Origin of the sequence: Selenomonas sp. AE3005 (genome assembly GCF_000686945.1) — a bacterium.
Lineage (GTDB): Bacteria > Bacillota > Negativicutes > Selenomonadales > Selenomonadaceae > Selenomonas_A.
The window spans coordinates 207015-226177 of sequence record NZ_JMME01000002.1 but is presented as its reverse complement, the minus strand read 5'-3'; the positions used below and the strand labels follow the sequence as shown (position 1 = coordinate 226177).

Here is a 19163-nt window from a genome sequence, read left to right as displayed (position 1 = left end):
CCGAATCACCTCCCCCTATTTCTTTCGTTTATCATTCGATTCCGCGGGAATTATAAGCATATCACGCCACATTTCAGTTAAATAATCCCCTTTCTTTTTCATTTGTAGTGCATCGTAATCGATAGGGTCTTTTTCCTCCGCCTTTTCATATTGCTCTATAGCTGTCAATGCTCTATTCAATCTCTGTTTCAAACGGCTTCTAATAATCTCCGGCTCTACCACCATAACATAATTACTATTTCCCATCAGCCACTTATAAAACCCTTCATTAGGTTGCACAGTTATAACAGCCGAATAGATACGTTGATTGCCTACTATTCTAGTAGTTGGCTTAGCTGCTAGTGTTCTATCATCTAAGTTAAATCTAGCCAAAATATCACCAATAAACTCTGCCCTGAAATGCAATTTCACATCCACAACAGGCTTATTATCATGAACCATAAATAAATTTTCCCGCATGTATCTATCTAAAGAAAATTTCACTATATCCTTCACACTTGCTAGGCTATTACTCCCTTCTTTCTCCTTTCTATATATTGCCATTGATTCCGGCAATGTCCTTTTCATACTATAGCGAGGATATTCTTGCATTTCACACAAAGGTGTGCAATCTTTAGTGATACTATGAACTGAACTTGTAATACATGAAATCTTAAAATGTGTGAGATGGTGTTTTTTAACTGGCTTATCTTCTTCAACATATCCAATTAAATAACATTCATCTGTTTCCCATACCAAATAGTAAGGTGATACAAAGAAGGTTTTCGTTCCACCATCATCTTCACTTTTTAACGGACCTTTCATCTTTTGATGCTTGGCATCCCAACTAAAATATTTAAAAGCAATCTGCCTGCCTTCCAAAATTGCTTTCATAATAACATGAATAATTGGCAAATTATCACGTGCACTTTTTCGTCGTGGGGCAGTACGTCGTATTTGCTTATCCATAATATCCAAATAACCTTCACCCAGATCATCTGTATTACTTAGAAACTTTCTAAGAATTTTCTCCGTTTCCGAAACGGATAATGTTGTTGAACGATACAAAGACTGAGCAATAATGGAAAACTCTGCCGCATCAAACAAAAAATTATCATTATAGTAACCTTTTCGCATATCCTTGCAGGTAACTATTTTATACAAGCCTGATTCATTCATCGCCTTAATGTGGCGATTGATAGTTGAGGCTGATATAGGTACAATCTTCTTATCTGGAAATATTTCTCTCAAGGCATTTTCTATATCCTGCCTTAGGTCATTCACATTTTTAGGATCTGTTTTCGTTGCCCGCCGCAGGGCATCCACCAACAAGAGCAACTGCAATGATTTTTGCTGATCTTCTGCCATAAATAAACTCCTTTTTATATCATATTTCGTTATAAAACATTTCCAATCTTTTTAAGATACAGAGCAATCTCTCAATTATTAACAGTCTTTTATAATTCAGTCAATAATTTAAACAAGAACCTTCTATTATTGGGGGACAGAAATTTCCTGCCTTTACCTACTGATCCCAATCATATATCTTTTCCAACACTATAATGTTCTACCATCTTGCGTACTTATAACATTATAGCCTATTTGTAATATCGTTACAGAAGTCAATTTCAGTTACTAATTCATATTTGACATAGCTATATAAAAAAACTGCCTATCAACCATTTTTTAATCCTATACTAGCAGTAGTATATAGTAAATATAAACAACACTGGAGGTAAATGCTATGTATACGAGAATTTTAGCTATTGGAGATATCCATGGAGAATGGGATAAATTTCTCTCACTTTACAGACAATTGGATTTTAATCCAAAACATGATTTATTAATTTTTCTCGGTGATTATATTGATCGAGGTGACAAATCACTAGAAACTCTAATCTGGATGTATGAACACCGTCACGAGAAAAATATCATCATGCTTAGAGGAAATCATGAACAGATGATGCTTGATTACTATGATTCAGCCTGCAAAGATACCATATGGCTGCAGAACGGTGGTGATATCACAGCCAAGGCCTTAACTTCAAAAAGTGCGAAAATACAGGCTAAATACATTGATTTTCTCAGAAATCTCCCTCTGACATTTCGTCTAAGTGTCAACGGAAACGATTATTTCTTTTGCCATGCTGGTGTCGACCCAGCCATTCCTCTTGATGAGCAACCCTCTGAAACACTATTATGGATTCGGGAAGAATTCTTTGACTATTACGAAGGGAAAACAATCATTGTCACAGGGCACACAAACACCGCCTACATAGAGCCTACAACATCATTGCCCATTATCAGAAAAAATATGCTTCTGCTAGATACTGGATCCTATTGGAGCAATGGTCACATATCCTGCATAGATATATTAAGCAACAAAATATGGCAAAGTCGTTGACCTTCCACACTATCTAGTAATAATCCCCCATTCTTTTTAGATAGTATTTCTCTACCAATGGCATAAATCCTTCCTATTTACCTCAAAAATGTCGCTATATTATGAGAATTCATTAAAAATATGCATGAAACTCCAAGCCCGCTAGGCAGGCTCGTACTTTCATGGAACCCCAACATCAATATCTGCGCAACGAAACAATACTATATAAAATCGCATTGTATATGATACAAAAACCATACATCGTTGCAAATAGCATCGTAATGGTGACGTATAATCCTCTAAAGCCATTCCCGCATATCATTGCTGTTCCGTAGCTACCTTTTGCGGGCAGTCCTCACTATGAAGTTTTCTGCCTTTAGAATTCTGCTTTGTTACATTCATTTACAGACATCTCCTAAGGTTCGGTCCTTCCGAGATGGTCTATAGCCCACCTCATAGTATGATCTCGGCTGACTTCTCACGATAAATCTTATTTCAACCATGACCGCCAATATTCTATGGCCTTGGTCATGTCCGTGAGACCTCCCCGGGTACCACACGTTTCTTTCCCTCCATCTACCTGCCGCATTTACTACCATTGATTCCGTGTAGCTGTCGGACTTCAACCTGTTGGACAGTCTTATCCCCAATAGTAGCCTCTATGCGATTCCTATTCGTCAGGCCAGAGTTTTGCCACCGGCTTCCTTCAGATTCCGCCTCACGACGGCCCCCCTTGCCATTGGCTATATCTTTCCCGCTACCGGGCAGATTCCGGACTTTCGCTGGTTAGAAACGTGCGCCGTCGGGTGCACCCATAAAATTCAGCCGCCTCAAAATGAAGCGGCTGAATTTTGTTATTTAGTTATAAACAAAACCAATTACTTTATCTCTGTTCAAATCATAATCGACAAATGTTTCGTCAATGTCCTCAAAGTCAGCTGCGGTGAGTGTCATCATCATCTCTTTATTGATGACACCATTCGCACTTTCCGCATAAATACGATCTGCTTGATTGAGAATGGCCTTCTGTAACAGATTTCTTGCATAACGACCATTACCAAAATCCTTCATGCGCACAGCCTGTCTAAATATCTGGTGACAAACAGCCCTTGCATCATCATTCAGTACGTAGCAGCGTTCTTCCGCCATCCTTAACAGGATTTCATCAAGCTGATTTGGTGTGTAGTCGTTAAAGGTTAATTGGAACCCGATGCGACTACGCAAGCCTTCATTTTTCTTGAGGAATTTCATCATCTTATCTGGGTAGCCAGCGAAGATAACAATGGTATCGTCACGATGATTCTCCATTTGCTGTACGATTGTATTGATGGCTTCGTCACCAAAGCTGCCACCGCGATCATCTACCAGCGAATATGCTTCATCGATGAAAAGTATACCGCCTTTTGCTTCGCGGAACTTTTTCTCAACGATTTTTGCTGTCCAGCCAACATACTGACCAACCAAATCATTTCGCCCACATTCGACAAATATATCTCCTTGAAGGATCTGTTCATCGCTGAGAATACGTGCGAGCAATCGCGCTACGGTGGTCTTGGCAGAACCAGGATTGCCGAAAAATACCAAGTGTGGAATATTCCCCCCGGATGGCAAACCTGCCTTTTTGCGCTGCTTTTGCATTTTTGATGAGGCAAGAATGCTGTTTATCAGTGATTTAACATTATCCAGCCCAACCAATCGATTCAATTCTTCATAAGCAGAACTGCGGCTTTTTAGCTGACTATTGATTTTGATAACATCAGCCGTTTTATAAGCGCAATAAATCTTCTCCGACAAGGTCTTTTTACAATATTCGTTATAGGCAGTCTGTACTTCAGACATTCGATACATATCTTTTTTTAAGGTCTTGCGGAAGGCTTTTCTATCCCAGGCGGGGAATTTTCGCTCTTTCTGCAGTTCCTGAGCAAAGTTCATGGCATCCTCGACCGTCCCCACACCTTCACGAATGGGTACGAAGGATACATCGGGAACCAGCTGCTCAATAACCTTCTTGGAAAGAGTAGCCTGTTGACCAATATCCACTAACATAAATAGTATGTTCTGCTGATTTTTTCGTATAAGCTGTTCAAAAAAGTCCACCAAGACATGATTAGCATTTGCATATTGACCACTGTCTTCTGCCTGGCCGTTAAGAAAAAATAGTATTACACCACCATTAGAATCTTTACAAATCTTATGTATAGTTTTATCATCATTACAGCGCTTGCCAATATGGTCAATTATATTCTTGCGAAAACTTGATATACGGCCATTCTTGTAAAGTGCTTGCATCAACAGGTTTATCATACGATGGGCAGAAGTAAGGCTTTCGGCATGAATATGGTAATGGACAGGATGCCCCCAAAAACCTTTCTTATTATTTTTGTAGTAAATCCTATATATCTCATCCGTTAATGATTCGTCAGGAATCAATTTCTTCATTTTTTCTTGACAGCTTCGATAAGTTGGTTGCTCTGCCGGACATAGTTCTTCGCTATAACAGTAAAAACCACGGTTATTGTTATGGCTATATTCTTCGATATTCAAAACCTGCAACACATTCCGATGATACCGGGTATTGATGAAATTTTCAAAGGAACCACGCTCTGTACAATTGGCAAATTCATCCTGAGAGATTTCTTCCAATTCATGAAGTGTAACGTTTTCCATACCAAGGTTTTGTTTCATTGTAGAAAGCTTCTTATTGATATATGCAAGTAAATCTGCTGATTTCTTGATTCCATTATTATTCGACACTATTGCGATGGACATTTTTCCCGAATCAGCATCATAGACAAAAACATTATATGCTTCATCACGCACCTGCAGTCCAGCTACTGAACTAATCTTACTCACATACTCAGCCCATTCATTTGCTACATCTGGGTCTGTACCATCATCTTTTCTCTGTAGTACAGAATTTTCCTTTAGTGTATAACGAAGAATCGCCTTGTAGTAAATCATATGCGATCTCATCTCCTTTTCCAATAACCTAAAATGTTTTTGTTTATCCTTATTATAACAGTAAAAATAAGTACTTCTGTACAAAGATATTCTTCTCTATCAAATTTGACATAGATGATATTTCTGTCAATAATGAGGAATACCATTACTGAATCATGGTATTCCTCATTCGCATATTCTAGTTATCCACTCTCTTTACTTTTCATCATTATGATTGATGTAGAAAATTATTATTATCCCTTCGACTTTGCCCTCTCTATCATTTCTAGTTCAATATGCCCATGCCCCTTGCCATCCATCGCCCAAATTATTCAAAGCATACAATATTGCAAGAGCTCTCTCAGTTTCCAGTTGCTTGATTAGACATTTCAATCTCTCCAATTCTAGCTTTGCTTCCTTACTGCCTAAATCAGCTGCCTTCAGGAACCACTGCATTGCTTTGTCACAATCACGTTTCAATCCTTTTCCCCTGTAATACATAAATCCCAACGCCCGCATAGCTTCTGTATTCCCGGCAAAAGCTGCTTCATATATACGCTGTCCATCAGGTATAACATAAGATAATTTACTCTTTTCATTCGTAAATTCCATCCAATATGTTGCCGACAAATTCTGCTTATTGGATTTACTTATCATTTCCTCCAATCTCAGATAATATCCATCTACTATTCTGCTATCATCCAAGGCTAGTAACTCATTTAAATTCATCTCATCCACTTCTTTAATATAAGGAATTTTCTCTACCTCAATATTAGCCAGATCAATCAGCTCCTCATCAGATAAAGGCTTTAGCTTTCCTGGTTCTATCACTAACTTGTGATGATTAGCCCAAAAGCAGCATATTCGATTTATATCATTTGGCAATCTACGATTATACTTGCCCAAGGCTTGTACTATATGACATTCACGCTGTATTTCTATACATGCCTGATATCCAGATTTATTCAACAGATAAACAATGACAGATTTTTTATTTATCACTCTGTCTCGATATGTTGCCACACAATTATTGAAAATAGCCCCAAGTTTCGGTAGCATTCTCGTGTTATGCACCAGTCTAAACTCATATTCCCCCACTCTGCATTCATATGCCAGAATTTTCTCATCATACCTCACCCTAGTATGTTTCCAATCTTCAGACAAAGAAGTTACTTCCATGCTGATTGCATCATGCACATATCCTGTTAATCCGTCTTTCAGCAACCGAGATTTTACTTCTTCTGATAGATTGTTATGATACCGATAAAAAGACAGTATAATATCCCACTGCATTTCCGATATCTGTTTTTCAGCAGATACACAATATAGCCATTTCAGCATATTTTTTTCGCCTTTTCGCTTCATCAACCAGCGGCAATAAAAAACCAATGCTTTCCAACGATTCAGTGTCTCTTGTTCGGTGCTAGTTACAATTTTCTCAGACGGATTATAATATAACTTATCTAGATATATATTAGCAATGCACTCGTCAAGACAAAAGAATTTTTGCATATAATTTATATCCTTAATTTCCCATTGCTTAAATAGCATATACCACACAATCGAATAAGGATTATATGTATATACTTTTCTTAAACACTTCGGCGGCTTTATATCTAATAATTTACAAATTATTTTATAATTATCTTTCTCTTCATAGGAAAAAACTTTATCAAAACCATCCCCACCATTATCACGAGTAAATCTTTTGAAGAAATTCTTCAAAAAAACAATATTTATATCAAAGGGCCGTTCTATGTATGCTTTTATCTTATTTTTACCCTTAATCTGACTTAATACACTAGGTTTAATTCCATAAACCATTTTTACACTTTCCCCCATGGCATTTAACGCATTATCTACCACAACATCAGGGATATCAACCTCCTTCAATTCTGTCCATTCTTTTCTATTGCCATGGAAATATCCATATTGAGAAATAACACATTTTCTCTTTATTACATCTATAGAAAATGCAAAATTATACCAACGATATTTTCTTCTTCTATTTAAGCATTGAGCATCCAAAACATCTGCCGCGATATTAATACTCGAGTATATATCTCGTTGAAAAAGTCTCCATCGATACGGAATCAGACTACTGTAATGATGTTCTCTACGCGATTTTTCTATACACTTTTTTACTCCCAGTAATCCTTCGAAGATACATCCATCAGCAGAAATCACTCTGTTGTCATTCATTATTTTTATCTCTTCCTCTTGATCGTGTTTATAGCAATAAACTTTCAATCCATTTACGTTATTATCCTCATAACCCTCCCATTCCACCAACGGCACAATTGGCAATCTTTCTATATCTTTCTTTATATAATCAGTGTTAGTACATTTTATCCATCCCTTTTTCTCATAACTATATTGAAAAGCCATATCCAACATACTAACGCCCCCCTCTTACCACTATGTATCATCTAAGTTTGCAAATATAAAACCAAAACCATTTTATAATGAGTGTATATAACCGCGCTCTTTATGGCAAGCAATTAAATGTCATACTCTATCAAATTTGACCGAGTTGCAATTATTTATCATCCATTTACGCCACAACTCTGATATGATAGAACAAACTAAAGTTATGAATAAATCAGAAGGACTTAATATTAGAACGAATAATACAAATTATAATTAGTCCTCTTATAATCTATGGACTGATTTACGATCATATCAATATAAACATTCAATAATTTATTATATTCTTACGTTTATAAAGGATGGTGTATATCATGGAGGCAATTGTAATTAATGATTTACTCAAATTATCAGATTCTGAAAAAACACAAGAGTAAAGTTTAATACGTGGAATGGAACTGTCCATCCGATTGATGAATATCTAAAAGAGCATAACATCGTGAATACACAATGGCTGTTTTGGAGAAACAAAATCAACTATTTATCTGTTGGTCAAATAGTTATATGCCTTGTTCAACTTTCTTTGGATAAATGGTTATTGACAACCATCAAAAAAGTTATCAAATATTTTGCTATTTATGAAGGTATTAATTATGAAGGGGACGAATTAACTAAGTATAAGAAATATTTTGGTAGAGTGATTATTAGTTATCATAAAGAACATCAACCTACATGTATGTATTATGAAACAATAGCTGATAAGTTAGTAATCGAACAATTATTACCATCAATTTATGATGGATAAACTCAAACATATTAGACAAATGACGGACGGCCTGACTTGTCAAATTGACATATCAAGCCGCCCGCCTTTCATCTAAGGGATTTTCTCTACAATGCAGATAACTGCTCCAAACCCTTCTGAAGATTGTTATTTAATATTTGCTTTTCCCGTCAACAAATCAATCAGTAACTCATTATTGAACTGTTCGCTCTGTATATCCAGCAATCCATTTTCTTCAAAGGACAGCTTATAGGTTACCGTCTCAGAAGTTGGAAAAGGTTTTGATACATTTACCTCAAACACATTTCCCAGTTCTTTTCCAAATATCTCGGCTACCTGATTCATTTTGCTGTTCGTTTCCATCATTACAATATCTTCCCCTTCTACACGTTAGCCCCTTTATAAAGCACCTACTCCAGCAGAATTCACTTCTGCCCGTCCGTCATGGCATCTACCACAATTTTCCGAGCCTCGGGGGAAAGCTTTTCGGCATCTTCTATGAGCTTCTGCTTAATAGCTTCACTTTCTTCTTTCGTGAGCCCCAAAAACTCATCTACGCTCATTCCATAAAAACCGGCCAGTCGGGCAATATCTTCTGACTTTGGCAGAACTTTCCCAGCCTCCCACTTGTCATATTTCCCCAAAGTGATACCTACGCCCTTGGCTATCTCTTTTCTCGTGATGCCCTTACTCCTTCGGATTTCCAGCAAGCGACGTACAAAAAAGTTTGTTAATATTTTATTGACCACTTTGTCCTCCCGTTTCCTTGTCCTGTTCAAATGGAGTGCCTTCCAGATTAATTATGCTCACGCTTTCCTCCACGACAGCTGAGCATATCTCCCTTAAACGCTTTTGAATGCAAAACAGTTCTTCATTGCTGGCAACATTTTCAATAGCGCCAATGTCACGCTGCGCACTCTGTGCCAGATGGAGAACTTTTCCCAGCCGCTCTTTTCCGGTGGCCATAGCTACCAGCGGCCTTTCCGAATGTTCCCCCAACATATCGGCCAAAGGCCGGAACATATCCTCAGTCAACACGGCAGCAAATTCCTGTACCTTTTTCTTATTGACCTTCACTGAGGTCTTGCAAAAAACCTCCAACTCCGTAAAGCGTGGCTTATTCCAGTCATTAACAGCCTTAACCACCCGTTTTGCGTTCTTCTTGCTCCTAGCCAAAGGTATCCCTCCATTTTGCCTTTGATTTCCTGCCCAGACTGATTTTCTTGAAGTTTTCAGGCTTAGTATCCGTTTTCATCTACCTAATATCCTTATTTCATCTTCAAATCCAGCAATACCTTATCAGTTTCCCAAGGGGAGATAACCGTGTAGCTAATACCAGACCCATCCAAAACTGCCTTGATTTCCTCATCCTTAACCTTGGCACGTTCCAGATTGGTTTCCTTACGACCATCAATACTAATGAACTCGTCATTCCGACGGAGTAAGTACTCCACGTTATCAAACTTGGCATGCTCGTGCATCACCAGCTGATCAAAGATCTCATCCGGGGCGTTGTTGTAGATAATGTTCAACGGCAGTGGCGAATCGCAGACCGCATACTCCACGCCATAACGCTCCAGTGTCTTTAGCCGATGCACCTGCTCGGCAAACAAGTACAGCTGATCCTGCACAATATCCGTGGCATTCTGATACCAGAGCCACTTGGCATATTCCCCCACTAGTTCTGTCTTGTTCCCTTTACGCTTCAGCTTCGAAAAAATATCTGCAGCGATAGTGCTCTTGCCAATGCCAGCACCGCCATAAAAATTAATTACCTTCAAAGACTCACCTCGTAATATTCTCTTTCCATTATATCATTTATTAATAACTGGCAAAACGACCATTCTTCAGTTGCCAATCATAAATTTGCTGAAAATTATCCTGTTTCATGGTATAATCCAATTAGAAACCCAAAGGAGCGCGTTTACCATGACATACCCAAAAGACCTAATAAAACAGGCTATCGAGAACGATATTGCCAACAAGAAATACAATCCCATGAACGATGTCCTGTTCAAGTTCATCTTTGGCAAGGATGAGCGGAAACAGGTCACCATCGACTTTCTCAACGCTGTCCTTGACCGTCACGGGGCCAAGGCCATAAAGGACATTCAGTTCCAAAACAGCGAAATTGTCCCGCTCTATGATGACGATAAGCTCACCCGTCTGGACATTTTCTGCGTCACTGAGGACGGCACGCAGATTGATGTGGAAGTCCAGATTGTGGACAAGAAAAACATGGAACGCCGCACCCTTTACTACTGGTCGCAGATGTACCTGATGAACCTTGCCAAGGGCGGAAAATATCAGAACCTGAAACCGTCCATCACCATCAACATCCTGCGTTATACGATTTTCCCCGGCGAGCCGGCGCACTCCATGTACAGCATTTACAACAAGGAGACCGGCCGCCGCTTGAACGAAGACATGGAACTGCATTTCCTCGAAGTCCCCAAGTTCCAGAAAAAGCCCGTCAGCGAAATGTCCAGTGTGGAGCGCTGGCTGGCTTACTTCTCCAACAAACTGGATGCCAAAGAAATGGAGGAACTGGCTATGAATGAAGTTGCAATTCAGACTGCGCTGGACGCAGCCGCTATATTTATGCAGAACAGGCAGGAACGCCTCGACTACCTGAACCGCGAAATGGCCATCATGGACTATGAGTCCGATAAAGATGCCTGGATTGAAGAAGGTAAGGTAGAAGGCAAGGCGGAGGGACGTATTGACAGTCTTTTAGATAGCGTACGTTCTCTTATGACTAAAAAAGGATGGTCCAGCGATGAAGCTATGGATGCCCTCAGTATTTCACCTGAAGAACGTACCATAATTTCAGCTAGATTGTAACACGATAATAGGCATCGCATTGAGTTTATGGACTCTTTTGCAATGCCTCATTTTTGTCTCCCAATGCCCCGCTCAAAAGTCTCTCTAAATTTCGCAAAGTGCTTGACAATCCATTATCATCTATATTGTGTCATAATTTTCTTTATCCATGTCGTCAACCGTCCATCAGAATCATCAGCAGCATAAAAATTTCCATCTGGCATAATGACAGTTTTACACTCAAGAGTAAGGTATCTGATTTGACCATTATCTACATATATAATACCCTCATTGATTAGATGCTTCAATATTTCATTTGGATTATCGTTTGTACCAACCAGATTATTTTTAAAATAATCAACCTCAACAAACTCCTTACTTCCTAGCACATTTAATAATATCCACTCTGCTCGAGAAATTTTTATTGGCATCCATTCATCATCACTTTTTAAATATATTGGATCTATACTTTCCATTGGAATAGCATCGTACATCCAACCATTTTCTGTCACTTTGGCTACGATAAGCGGGGCAAGAGCTTCCATTTGCAAATCTTCAGCAAAGTTATAAGGCGATATATTATATAATAATTCAAGCTTCGTCCACAACAACTCTACTAACAAAATCAAAGGATTTCTTCGATAGGAAGCCACCCAACAAAACTTATCCGTTCCTTCTATTCTTATGGCATAAGGAAAAGCATTAGTCTTTACTAGAGATGCATTTTCAGCTATAACGAGATTAGGAAATGATGAACCGCCGTATCCCTTTGTTCCTTTATCTTTTCGTGATATTTTCTTCTGTAAATACTCAATAAATTTTTTCCGTAAGCTATTTTCATCTTTAAAGCCGTAGTAGCCAAAAATTACTCGCAATGGTGCCCATGCCTCTGTTACCATTGTGTGGTACAGTAGCTGTTCCTCTGCGGACATTGTGTTAATATCCGTAGCTAATGGTTTATTTGCCAAATCCCTAAATGCAACATCGATAACACTTAATTGTAATTTTTTCTTTAAAACAGTTCCATTAGTATCGTCCTTCAAATCACCATCGGTATTCTTGAAGGAGTCCCCCATCACATTCATAACACTTATAAGATTATCATAACCACTAGATAATTCACTGCTAAACAAGTCTTTTTTTACCTCAACCACCATAACAACCTGCTCGATATCATATAAATACTCTTTTGAGTATGGTAGTTTCTTTCCCTCGCCTACAACGAGCATACAATCTATCTGATTGCTCATCATGCCGTTCTGATTAGTTATCTTTCCCGATACCACATGGAGATCTATATTTTTAAATATACTCTTTTCAATGATTTCCTTCGTTAACCCCTCATACATACCACCTATCATTGGTCCATGATTTACCAAAAGGAATTTATCTATATCCTTTAATCCTTTTTTCTTAAATTCTTCAAGAAGATTAGCAATTGATAATATAGTGCTCATAACATTCATCGCCTCTACTTACAATCTTGATTAACTAAGCAATACGAATATTCTTTATAAAATATTTAAAATAGCCGTTTTCACTTATTTCTATTGAACGGCTATCATTTAGTTATATTTGCATATTTTTCCTGATCGCTAGTTGGAAATTTTAAAGCCTCCATAGTCTGTCGCTCATCCCAACCTAATGTTTCTATTATATTTCTTAGATTATTGACCATATCTTGCTATGCTTTTCTTGCTAATAGCATAATCCAAATTTATAAGAATGTAAATACACTACTACGACCAGCCTAACCTTTTTCTGTTTGCATACCCTACAAACGAATACCCTATAACATACAAACGATTGATTTTTCCCTTATGCACCCCCTTGATTCAAAAAATGCTCCCCTATTCCCTTTCAAGGACTAATCTACAGTTTTTATATATCCCCCAAAATGCACCAAAGACCTCGAAGCCCCTTATTTCATAGGGTTTCAAGGTCTTTATATTTTCGTATGATTGTATCAAATAGACGATAATTTTGTCCACAATACCAAAGTCAGGACCGAAATGACCTCCGTGAATGCTGGCCCGTTTCAGCATGGCCGTCCGCATTTCCTGCGCCAGTACCTTGCGCTGCTCCGCAGAAAAACCTTTGATATCCTGAGGACTATTGACTTTCTCTAAATACATGAAATTACTCCTTACTTTATCTTACAAAAATTTTTTCAGCTGATGTTTGTAAGTCTATACCCTTGAGTGAACTTCAAGTCAATGGTTTTTAGAGGATTTACGAAAAAAATTTTTCCTTTGCAGCAATAAGCGTTATATCAAACTATCCAATTATAAATCTATATTATCAATCTGATTATTTTATTAAAATCATTGCCTTTTGGAAAACCAGCCGCTATACTGCAAGTAAAGAACAAAGGAGGATGCATGCATGAACACCAAGCAGATGGAATATATACTGGAATTAGCGCAGGTGCTGAATTTCAACCGCGCTGCCGAAAATCTTTTTATCTCTCAGCCCACACTGACCTATCAGATAAAGATAGTGGAGAACGAAATTGGTTTTGCTCTCTTTGAACGTTCCGGCAAAGGAGCTATGCTTACACCGGCAGGGGCTCAGTTTGTCGGCACCTTGCGCACGCTTTACGGACAGCTGAAGGAGGCCATTGAACAGGGGCAGAATTTCAGTGCCAAATATGCCGAAAGCATCCGCATAACGCTGCCAATCCGTTCCGCCATCTACTTTCTGCCACAGGTCATTGCACAATTCAGCCGCAGTTTTCCCTCGATCAATGTCATTCCCAGTTTTGACTGGCAGCATGGGCAGGAATCCTTCCTGCAAGGTGAACAGGACGTTACCTTTGCCATGGAATACACTATGAAACGCGTACCGGACGTAACCTGTCACCATCTTTTTGACAGCCGCATCTACCTGATTACCGAAAAAAATGACGCCCTGACAAAAAAGCCGCTGGTTACTCCCAGCGACTTAAAAGGCCGTACACTTATGGTAGGCGGCGGCTCTCCGCCCATGCTGCGTGCCCTGCAGCAGCGCATAATCAGCGAAATTCATGTGGATTATTTCAACAGCCCCGACCATGACAACACCCTGACAAACGTGGCTGCCCACAAAGGAGTATGTCTGGCACCGGGTTTCTTAAACGACCATAACGGCGAATTTGCCTGGCTTGACTTTGACAGCAATGTCGTCATCCCCTGCGGCGTTTACACGCATAAAAACGATAAGCGCCAATCCCTGCACGCCTTTATTGAGCTTTTGCAGCATTTCTACCGTGACCAGCCGGATTTCAAGGTCTGATATTTTCTATCTTCTTCGCCCCTACACTAATTATACATATCTGCACACATGGTCAACCGCAATATCCGAAAACCCATAGGCCTCTGCTTTGGTGAGTTTGCCATTTGCAATATCATGGAGTTTTTCCAGCAGCATTCCGCCGCTTGCCTCAATGGTCTGCTCCCCACGGATAATGCCTGATAAATCCACGTCCATATTATCTTCCATCCAGCTATAAGTATGTTCATTGGCAGTCACTTTCAGCACTGGCACAATGGCATTGCCCGTAGGCGTCCCTCTGCCCGTGGTGAAGATAATGACCTGACAGCCGGCAGCCGCCATGGACGTTACAGAAGAAATATCGTATCCTGCCGTATCCATGACAATCGCCCCGTGCTTCGTGGGCGGCTGCGCCTGTTCCAGCACCTCCACGATGGGACGGGTGCCGCCTTTACGGATACAGCCCAGGCTCTTTTCGTCAATCGTGGACAAACCGCCCGCTTTGTTGCCCGGTGTCGGCTGCCCGGCCCGGCAATCCTGCCCTGCGGCCAGCAAATGTTTTTCATAATCCTCGCACACCCGGATAATCTGGTCATGGAGTTCCGGCGTAGCGCCCCGGCGGGCCAGCACATGTTCGCCGCCAATCCACTCAATGGACTCACTCATCATGGCGGACGCGCCCAAATCTACGAGCCTGTCACTAAGATTGCCTACCGCAGGATTCGAGGCAATCCCGGAGGTAGCATCACTGCCGCCACATTCTATCCCCAGCAGCAATTCGCTGATGGGGAATTTTTCTTTTTGCTGCAGCCCGGCTGCAGCTGCCATTTCCCGGGCAGCCCGCACAGCTTTTTCAATGGTCTTTAAGGTGCCGCCTTCTTCCTGTATACCAAAGGAAACTACCGGCTTGGAACATCTTGCCTGTATCTTTTCCCGCAGTTTGGCATGCGGTACAGTTTCACAGCCCAGGCCAATTATGACTACGCCATAGACATTAGGATTCAGTGCAAAGCCTGTGAGCACCTTCTGGCTCATTTCCGTATTGGCCGCCACATCACTGCAGCCGGTGTTAAAGACAATATTCACCGCGCCCCGTACCTGACTGGCCACAATTCGGCAGGACTCACTGCCACAGGCACAAGTGGGCAGAATCAGAATATGATTGCGGATGCCGGGGCGGCCTTCTTTGCGTCTGTAACCGTAAAATTCCATGTCATTTGCCCTCCTTGCCCATTACATACTCACTGGCGTAATCACGGGGAATGCTGCGGATATTCTCATGTGATACCCAGCCGCCCTGCGGAATATCCTGCAAGGTTTCCCCGATGATCTCCCCGTACTTATAGACCATTTCGCCCTTGGCGATAGGCCTTAAGGCAATCTTGTGCCAAATGGGAATCGTTTCGACAGCCTTTACCTGGGCACTGCCGCCACCATGACAAATAACCATGTCCTCAGGTTGTGCCTCGCTGGTGCAGGTGGCCACATTGTCCTTTTCGTCCAGCAGAATCGCTTTCTTTTCCATAACGCTCTCCTTTCGTCAAATGGCCTCGTCCATATCCAATAAGTATTTCCCATAGAGCATATTCCACCGCGCCGGAGTCATGTCCTGCTTTTTTCGCGATTCCAGTTGATAAATTTTTACCGCTCTATGCGTTCTTGCCATCATCTTTTCAGCAAAAATCTTCATTGCCTTTTTCATCGTCATTACCTCCCGCTGCACACTGTTTTTTTCTGTCTTCATCATAGCGTATTCAACCCCAAATAAAAAACACTTATAATCGATTTATCTATTGAAAAAAACGATTGATTTCACTATGATGGAACTATCAGAAAGGAAGGTGCTGCCATGAATATCCAGCAAATGCAATATTTCGCCGAAGTTTGCCGTCAGGAAAATGTTACCAAAGCGGCCGCCAGTCTGCATATGTCCCAATCCACCTTGAGCCTGTCCATGAAGAATCTTGAGGTGGAAACCGGCCTGAACTTGTTCCGCCATGTAGGGCGCAATATTCAGCTTACCGCTGACGGGCAGGCTTTGTTTCAGGAAGTAGAAAAGATGCTGAAGCACGTCAAACGCTTTGAGGCCAGTGTCAAAGATATTGCCAAACGGCATAACCGCCTGCAGCTGGCCGTGCCTTCGCAGATTGCCACCATTATCCTGCCGCTGCTTCTGGGCGAATTTTTCCAGCTGTACCCGGAAATTCAGCTGGAAATCACAGAACCTGCCGGCGGCGCAGCGCTGGATATGGTAGAGCGGGAAGAAGTTGACCTGGCCTTTGTCCACGATGCCGAAGGACGGCCCAATCTCACCCTGCGCAAATTATCGTCCTGGCCCATCTGCCTCTGTGTCCCACATAGCCATCCGCTGGCCGATAAACCAAGCGTCACCTTGGCCGAGGCGGCAGCCTATCCCCTGGTGCTGCTCAGTCGTAAATTTATCCTGACCAAACGTATAATGGCTGAATTTGACCGGCAAAAGCTCCAGCCACAGATTATCCATTATTCCCCCAACCTTTCGAGCGTCTGGAATATCGTCCAGCAAGGCATTGCCCTGTCGATTCTGACCGGCAATGGCATTTTGCAGGACAGCAATCTTATCGCCATTCCCATTGAAGGTCTTGCCCAAAAAGGGTTTATCGTCACCAAAAAAGGCCGGCAAATCTACGCGGACGAACGCTGTCTTATCGACTTCGTCCGGAGTAAATTTGCCGACGCTCCTGAACATATGAACCGTACACCTTAATTTATCGCATAATATTATAGTGGCCAGACAACTTTATCCTTCCCATTTTTGGGCAACCAGTCGAGCAGAAAGGCACGAAATTTTTGGCTTGCCTTGGTTAGGACTGTTGTTTTGTCCCAGATAAGATATACATTCTGCCCCAGGTCATCGCCCGTACCTAATGGTTTTACCACGATATCCGGATGTGGATTCAGCACGGCAGCGTAGTCATAGCCTAAGTTTATCGCCTGATGCCGGAGAATCAGGTCAGTGATAAGCATTTCATCGGCCGTTTCAGCTAGCAGTTCTACATGTAGTCCCGGCAACAGGATATACTTATCGATATTATGCCGAAAACATTGATAACCCCGCCCCTTGCTGACAATGCGCGCACCTTCCAAATCTGCATAGGCAATGTTTTCTTTACCGGCCAGCGGATGCTGGCGATGCAGCCGCGCACAGTATCGGGAAAAGAACAATGATTCAGCTGCGAAACGATTTTGGTCAACTTCTCCTGTTACGATGGCAAAGTTGCATTGCTTTTCCAAAACGCCCTTCAAAGCTGCATCATCTGTCGTATCCACGGTGCTAAGAATAATATCCGGACATGCCTGGTGAAAATCCCAAAGGAACTCTGCCCCCAAGTAAGCCATGATATGGTCAAGTGCGTAGATAGTCACCACGCTTTTGGATTGGGACGCCAATGTACTCATGTTCGCAATGCTCCGATATTCTGCCAGCAGCCGCTGCACATGCGGTAAAAGTGCATTGGCATAGTCAGTCGGCACAAGGCCATGCGGATTGCGGATAAAGAGCAGCTGCCCCAGTTCCTCCTCCAACGTCTTGAGCATCTTGCTGACGCCCTGCCGCGACACATAGAGCTTATCGGCGGCACTTTGCATATTGCCCTGCCGATATACTTCGAGGAAATATTCCATTTGCTTCTGATTCATCCAATCCCCCCTCCTATTTATTTTATAGCAACCTTTTAGTTGCGTCAAAAGAGAATCTCTTTGCTTGTTGTGCCTCGGTATGGTCATTATACTAGAAGCATAACATAGATGACGCAATTTAGAAGCTACGAAAAGGAGACATGACCATGAAACTGACGCAAATCCGCAATGCCACTAACCGCCTTGAATATGCCGACAAAACGTTCCTGATTGACCCGTGGCTGATGCCCAAGCACCAGTTTTCCTTTGTCGATGTTCCCGGCAGACCTTATCATGTGCCGGATGAAATGAAGGAGCATTTGCCCATGCCCTTCTATGACCTGCCCATGCCGATGGAAAAAATCCTCGCTGGCGTCGATTATTATCTGGTAACGCATATCCATCCCGACCACATCGATATGTCCATGGATAGTACTGTGGGCGCACCTTTGGACAAGAATGTGCCAGTAATCTGCCAAAATGAAGCAGATGCCGCCCTCTTCCAAAAATCCGGTTTCCACAATGTGACCGTACTGTCCGAAACCGGCATGCTGTTTGGTCCGGCAAAGCTGACCAAAGTACCGGCCCTCCATGGCACGGTAAATCCCTGTGGTGATGCCATGGGTGTGATGTTTGAAAGCGCCGCTGAAAAAATCTTTTATTTGGCTGGTGATACGGTCTAGTATCCCGCGGTAGCCGACACATTGAAACGCTGGCAGCCGGAAATCGTGGCACTTAACTGCTGTGCCGCCGAGACGGTGGAAAATGGGCGCCTCATCATGGATGCTGAAGATGTCCACTGCGTTGCCAAGACTATGCCTAACGCCAGACTGTATCTGACACATCTGGATAATGTGGCCCATGCCGCACTTACCCGCCATACGCTCAAAGGCAGACTGGCCGAACGTAATGTAACCAATTATGATATGCCAAAGGACGGACAGTCTGTAATGTATTAATGACTCTAACTCCAACAAA

19 protein-coding genes and 1 pseudogene are annotated in these 19163 nt (G+C 41.6%); 7 read left to right on the top strand and 13 right to left on the bottom strand.

Going from position 1 to position 19163, the window contains the following annotated elements:
• Nucleotides 1-15: 15 nt before the first annotated feature.
• A complete protein-coding gene (locus tag DL94_RS0103480; RefSeq protein WP_028128952.1) occupies nucleotides 16-1347 on the bottom strand; it encodes a helix-turn-helix transcriptional regulator in 1332 nt (443 codons plus the stop codon).
• A 376-nt stretch (nucleotides 1348-1723) separates the two neighbouring features.
• Here DL94_RS0103480 and DL94_RS0103475 point away from each other — a divergent pair, with 376 nt between their 5' ends.
• Complete coding sequence (locus DL94_RS0103475) at nucleotides 1724-2383, top strand: metallophosphoesterase family protein (protein WP_028128951.1); 660 nt, start codon at nucleotides 1724-1726, stop codon at nucleotides 2381-2383.
• A gap of 837 nt (nucleotides 2384-3220) precedes the next feature.
• Here the strand turns inward: DL94_RS0103475 and DL94_RS15160 are convergent.
• Both DL94_RS15160 and DL94_RS0103460 read right to left on the bottom strand, forming a co-directional pair.
• Entirely contained in the window at nucleotides 3221-5323 is a 2103-nt protein-coding gene (locus tag DL94_RS15160) for an AAA family ATPase (RefSeq protein WP_051586280.1), read from the bottom strand.
• Between the two features lie 270 nt (nucleotides 5324-5593).
• Complete coding sequence (locus DL94_RS0103460) at nucleotides 5594-7699, bottom strand: tetratricopeptide repeat protein (RefSeq protein ID WP_028128950.1); 2106 nt, start codon at nucleotides 7697-7699, stop codon at nucleotides 5594-5596.
• 469 nt (nucleotides 7700-8168) lie between these two features.
• Here DL94_RS0103460 and DL94_RS14100 point away from each other — a divergent pair, with 469 nt between their 5' ends.
• Nucleotides 8169-8474, top strand: coding sequence for a hypothetical protein (locus DL94_RS14100; RefSeq protein WP_051586279.1), 306 nt, complete (start codon nucleotides 8169-8171; stop codon nucleotides 8472-8474).
• 126 nt (nucleotides 8475-8600) lie between these two features.
• Here DL94_RS14100 and DL94_RS0103450 read toward each other — a convergent pair whose 3' ends face one another.
• The 4 genes from DL94_RS0103450 to DL94_RS0103435 all read right to left on the bottom strand — a co-directional run bounded on the left by DL94_RS0103450 (nucleotide 8601) and on the right by DL94_RS0103435 (nucleotide 10234).
• On the bottom strand, nucleotides 8601-8819 hold the full coding sequence (locus DL94_RS0103450) for a hypothetical protein (RefSeq protein WP_028128949.1): 219 nt from the start codon (nucleotides 8817-8819) through the stop codon (nucleotides 8601-8603).
• A gap of 59 nt (nucleotides 8820-8878) precedes the next feature.
• The gene (locus tag DL94_RS15155; RefSeq protein WP_051586278.1) at nucleotides 8879-9202 is read right to left on the bottom strand and encodes a helix-turn-helix domain-containing protein; all 324 of its coding nucleotides are present in this window, start codon (nucleotides 9200-9202) and stop codon (nucleotides 8879-8881) included.
• On the bottom strand, nucleotides 9192-9629 hold the full coding sequence (locus DL94_RS0103440; protein ID WP_028128948.1) for a hypothetical protein: 438 nt from the start codon (nucleotides 9627-9629) through the stop codon (nucleotides 9192-9194). Before DL94_RS0103440 ends, DL94_RS15155 begins: the two co-directional genes overlap by 11 nt.
• Nucleotides 9630-9721: 92 nt before the next feature.
• Nucleotides 9722-10234, bottom strand: a complete 513-nt coding sequence (locus tag DL94_RS0103435; protein WP_028128947.1) for an AAA family ATPase — start codon at nucleotides 10232-10234, stop codon at nucleotides 9722-9724.
• Nucleotides 10235-10382: 148 nt separating this feature from the next.
• Between DL94_RS0103435 and DL94_RS0103430 the strand changes: the two genes are divergently transcribed.
• Nucleotides 10383-11297, top strand: a complete 915-nt coding sequence (locus tag DL94_RS0103430; RefSeq protein WP_028128946.1) for an Rpn family recombination-promoting nuclease/putative transposase — start codon at nucleotides 10383-10385, stop codon at nucleotides 11295-11297.
• A gap of 116 nt (nucleotides 11298-11413) precedes the next feature.
• Here the strand turns inward: DL94_RS0103430 and DL94_RS0103425 are convergent, their stop codons facing one another.
• The gene (locus tag DL94_RS0103425) at nucleotides 11414-12733 is read right to left on the bottom strand and encodes a DUF6602 domain-containing protein (protein WP_028128945.1); all 1320 of its coding nucleotides are present in this window, start codon (nucleotides 12731-12733) and stop codon (nucleotides 11414-11416) included.
• 519 nt (nucleotides 12734-13252) lie between these two features.
• Nucleotides 13253-13411: pseudogene (locus DL94_RS16570) on the bottom strand (1-deoxy-D-xylulose-5-phosphate synthase N-terminal domain-containing protein); the annotation flags it as partial.
• Nucleotides 13412-13661: 250 nt separating this feature from the next.
• Here DL94_RS16570 and DL94_RS0103415 point away from each other — a divergent pair.
• Nucleotides 13662-14549 carry a LysR family transcriptional regulator gene (locus DL94_RS0103415; protein ID WP_028128943.1) on the top strand — a complete coding sequence of 296 codons (888 nt, stop codon included), beginning with the start codon at nucleotides 13662-13664 and terminating at the stop codon, nucleotides 14547-14549.
• A 30-nt stretch (nucleotides 14550-14579) separates the two neighbouring features.
• Here the strand turns inward: DL94_RS0103415 and DL94_RS0103410 are convergent, their stop codons facing one another.
• The 3 genes from DL94_RS0103410 to DL94_RS0103400 are packed head-to-tail and all read right to left on the bottom strand — an operon-like array spanning nucleotide 14580 to nucleotide 16275.
• Nucleotides 14580-15740 carry a UxaA family hydrolase gene (locus tag DL94_RS0103410; RefSeq protein WP_028128942.1) on the bottom strand — a complete coding sequence of 387 codons (1161 nt, stop codon included), beginning with the start codon at nucleotides 15738-15740 and terminating at the stop codon, nucleotides 14580-14582.
• A 1-nt stretch (nucleotide 15741) separates the two neighbouring features.
• A complete protein-coding gene (locus DL94_RS0103405; RefSeq protein WP_028128941.1) occupies nucleotides 15742-16053 on the bottom strand; it encodes a UxaA family hydrolase in 312 nt (103 codons plus the stop codon).
• Between the two features lie 15 nt (nucleotides 16054-16068).
• Complete coding sequence (locus DL94_RS0103400; protein WP_028128940.1) at nucleotides 16069-16275, bottom strand: hypothetical protein; 207 nt, start codon at nucleotides 16273-16275, stop codon at nucleotides 16069-16071.
• Between the two features lie 102 nt (nucleotides 16276-16377).
• Here DL94_RS0103400 and DL94_RS0103395 point away from each other — a divergent pair, with 102 nt between their 5' ends.
• On the top strand, nucleotides 16378-17274 hold the full coding sequence (locus DL94_RS0103395) for a LysR family transcriptional regulator (protein ID WP_051586277.1): 897 nt from the start codon (nucleotides 16378-16380) through the stop codon (nucleotides 17272-17274).
• 14 nt (nucleotides 17275-17288) lie between these two features.
• Here DL94_RS0103395 and DL94_RS0103390 read toward each other — a convergent pair whose 3' ends face one another.
• A complete protein-coding gene (locus DL94_RS0103390) occupies nucleotides 17289-18206 on the bottom strand; it encodes a LysR family transcriptional regulator (RefSeq protein WP_028128938.1) in 918 nt (305 codons plus the stop codon).
• A gap of 146 nt (nucleotides 18207-18352) precedes the next feature.
• On the opposite strand from DL94_RS0103390, the gene DL94_RS14090 reads away from it, so the two are divergent.
• Together DL94_RS14090 and DL94_RS16425 are read left to right on the top strand one after the other, a co-directional pair.
• Entirely contained in the window at nucleotides 18353-18868 is a 516-nt protein-coding gene (locus tag DL94_RS14090) for an MBL fold metallo-hydrolase (RefSeq protein ID WP_231464502.1), read from the top strand.
• 21 nt (nucleotides 18869-18889) lie between these two features.
• Entirely contained in the window at nucleotides 18890-19144 is a 255-nt protein-coding gene (locus DL94_RS16425; RefSeq protein ID WP_231464499.1) for a hypothetical protein, read from the top strand.
• Nucleotides 19145-19163: the final 19 nt, after the last annotated feature.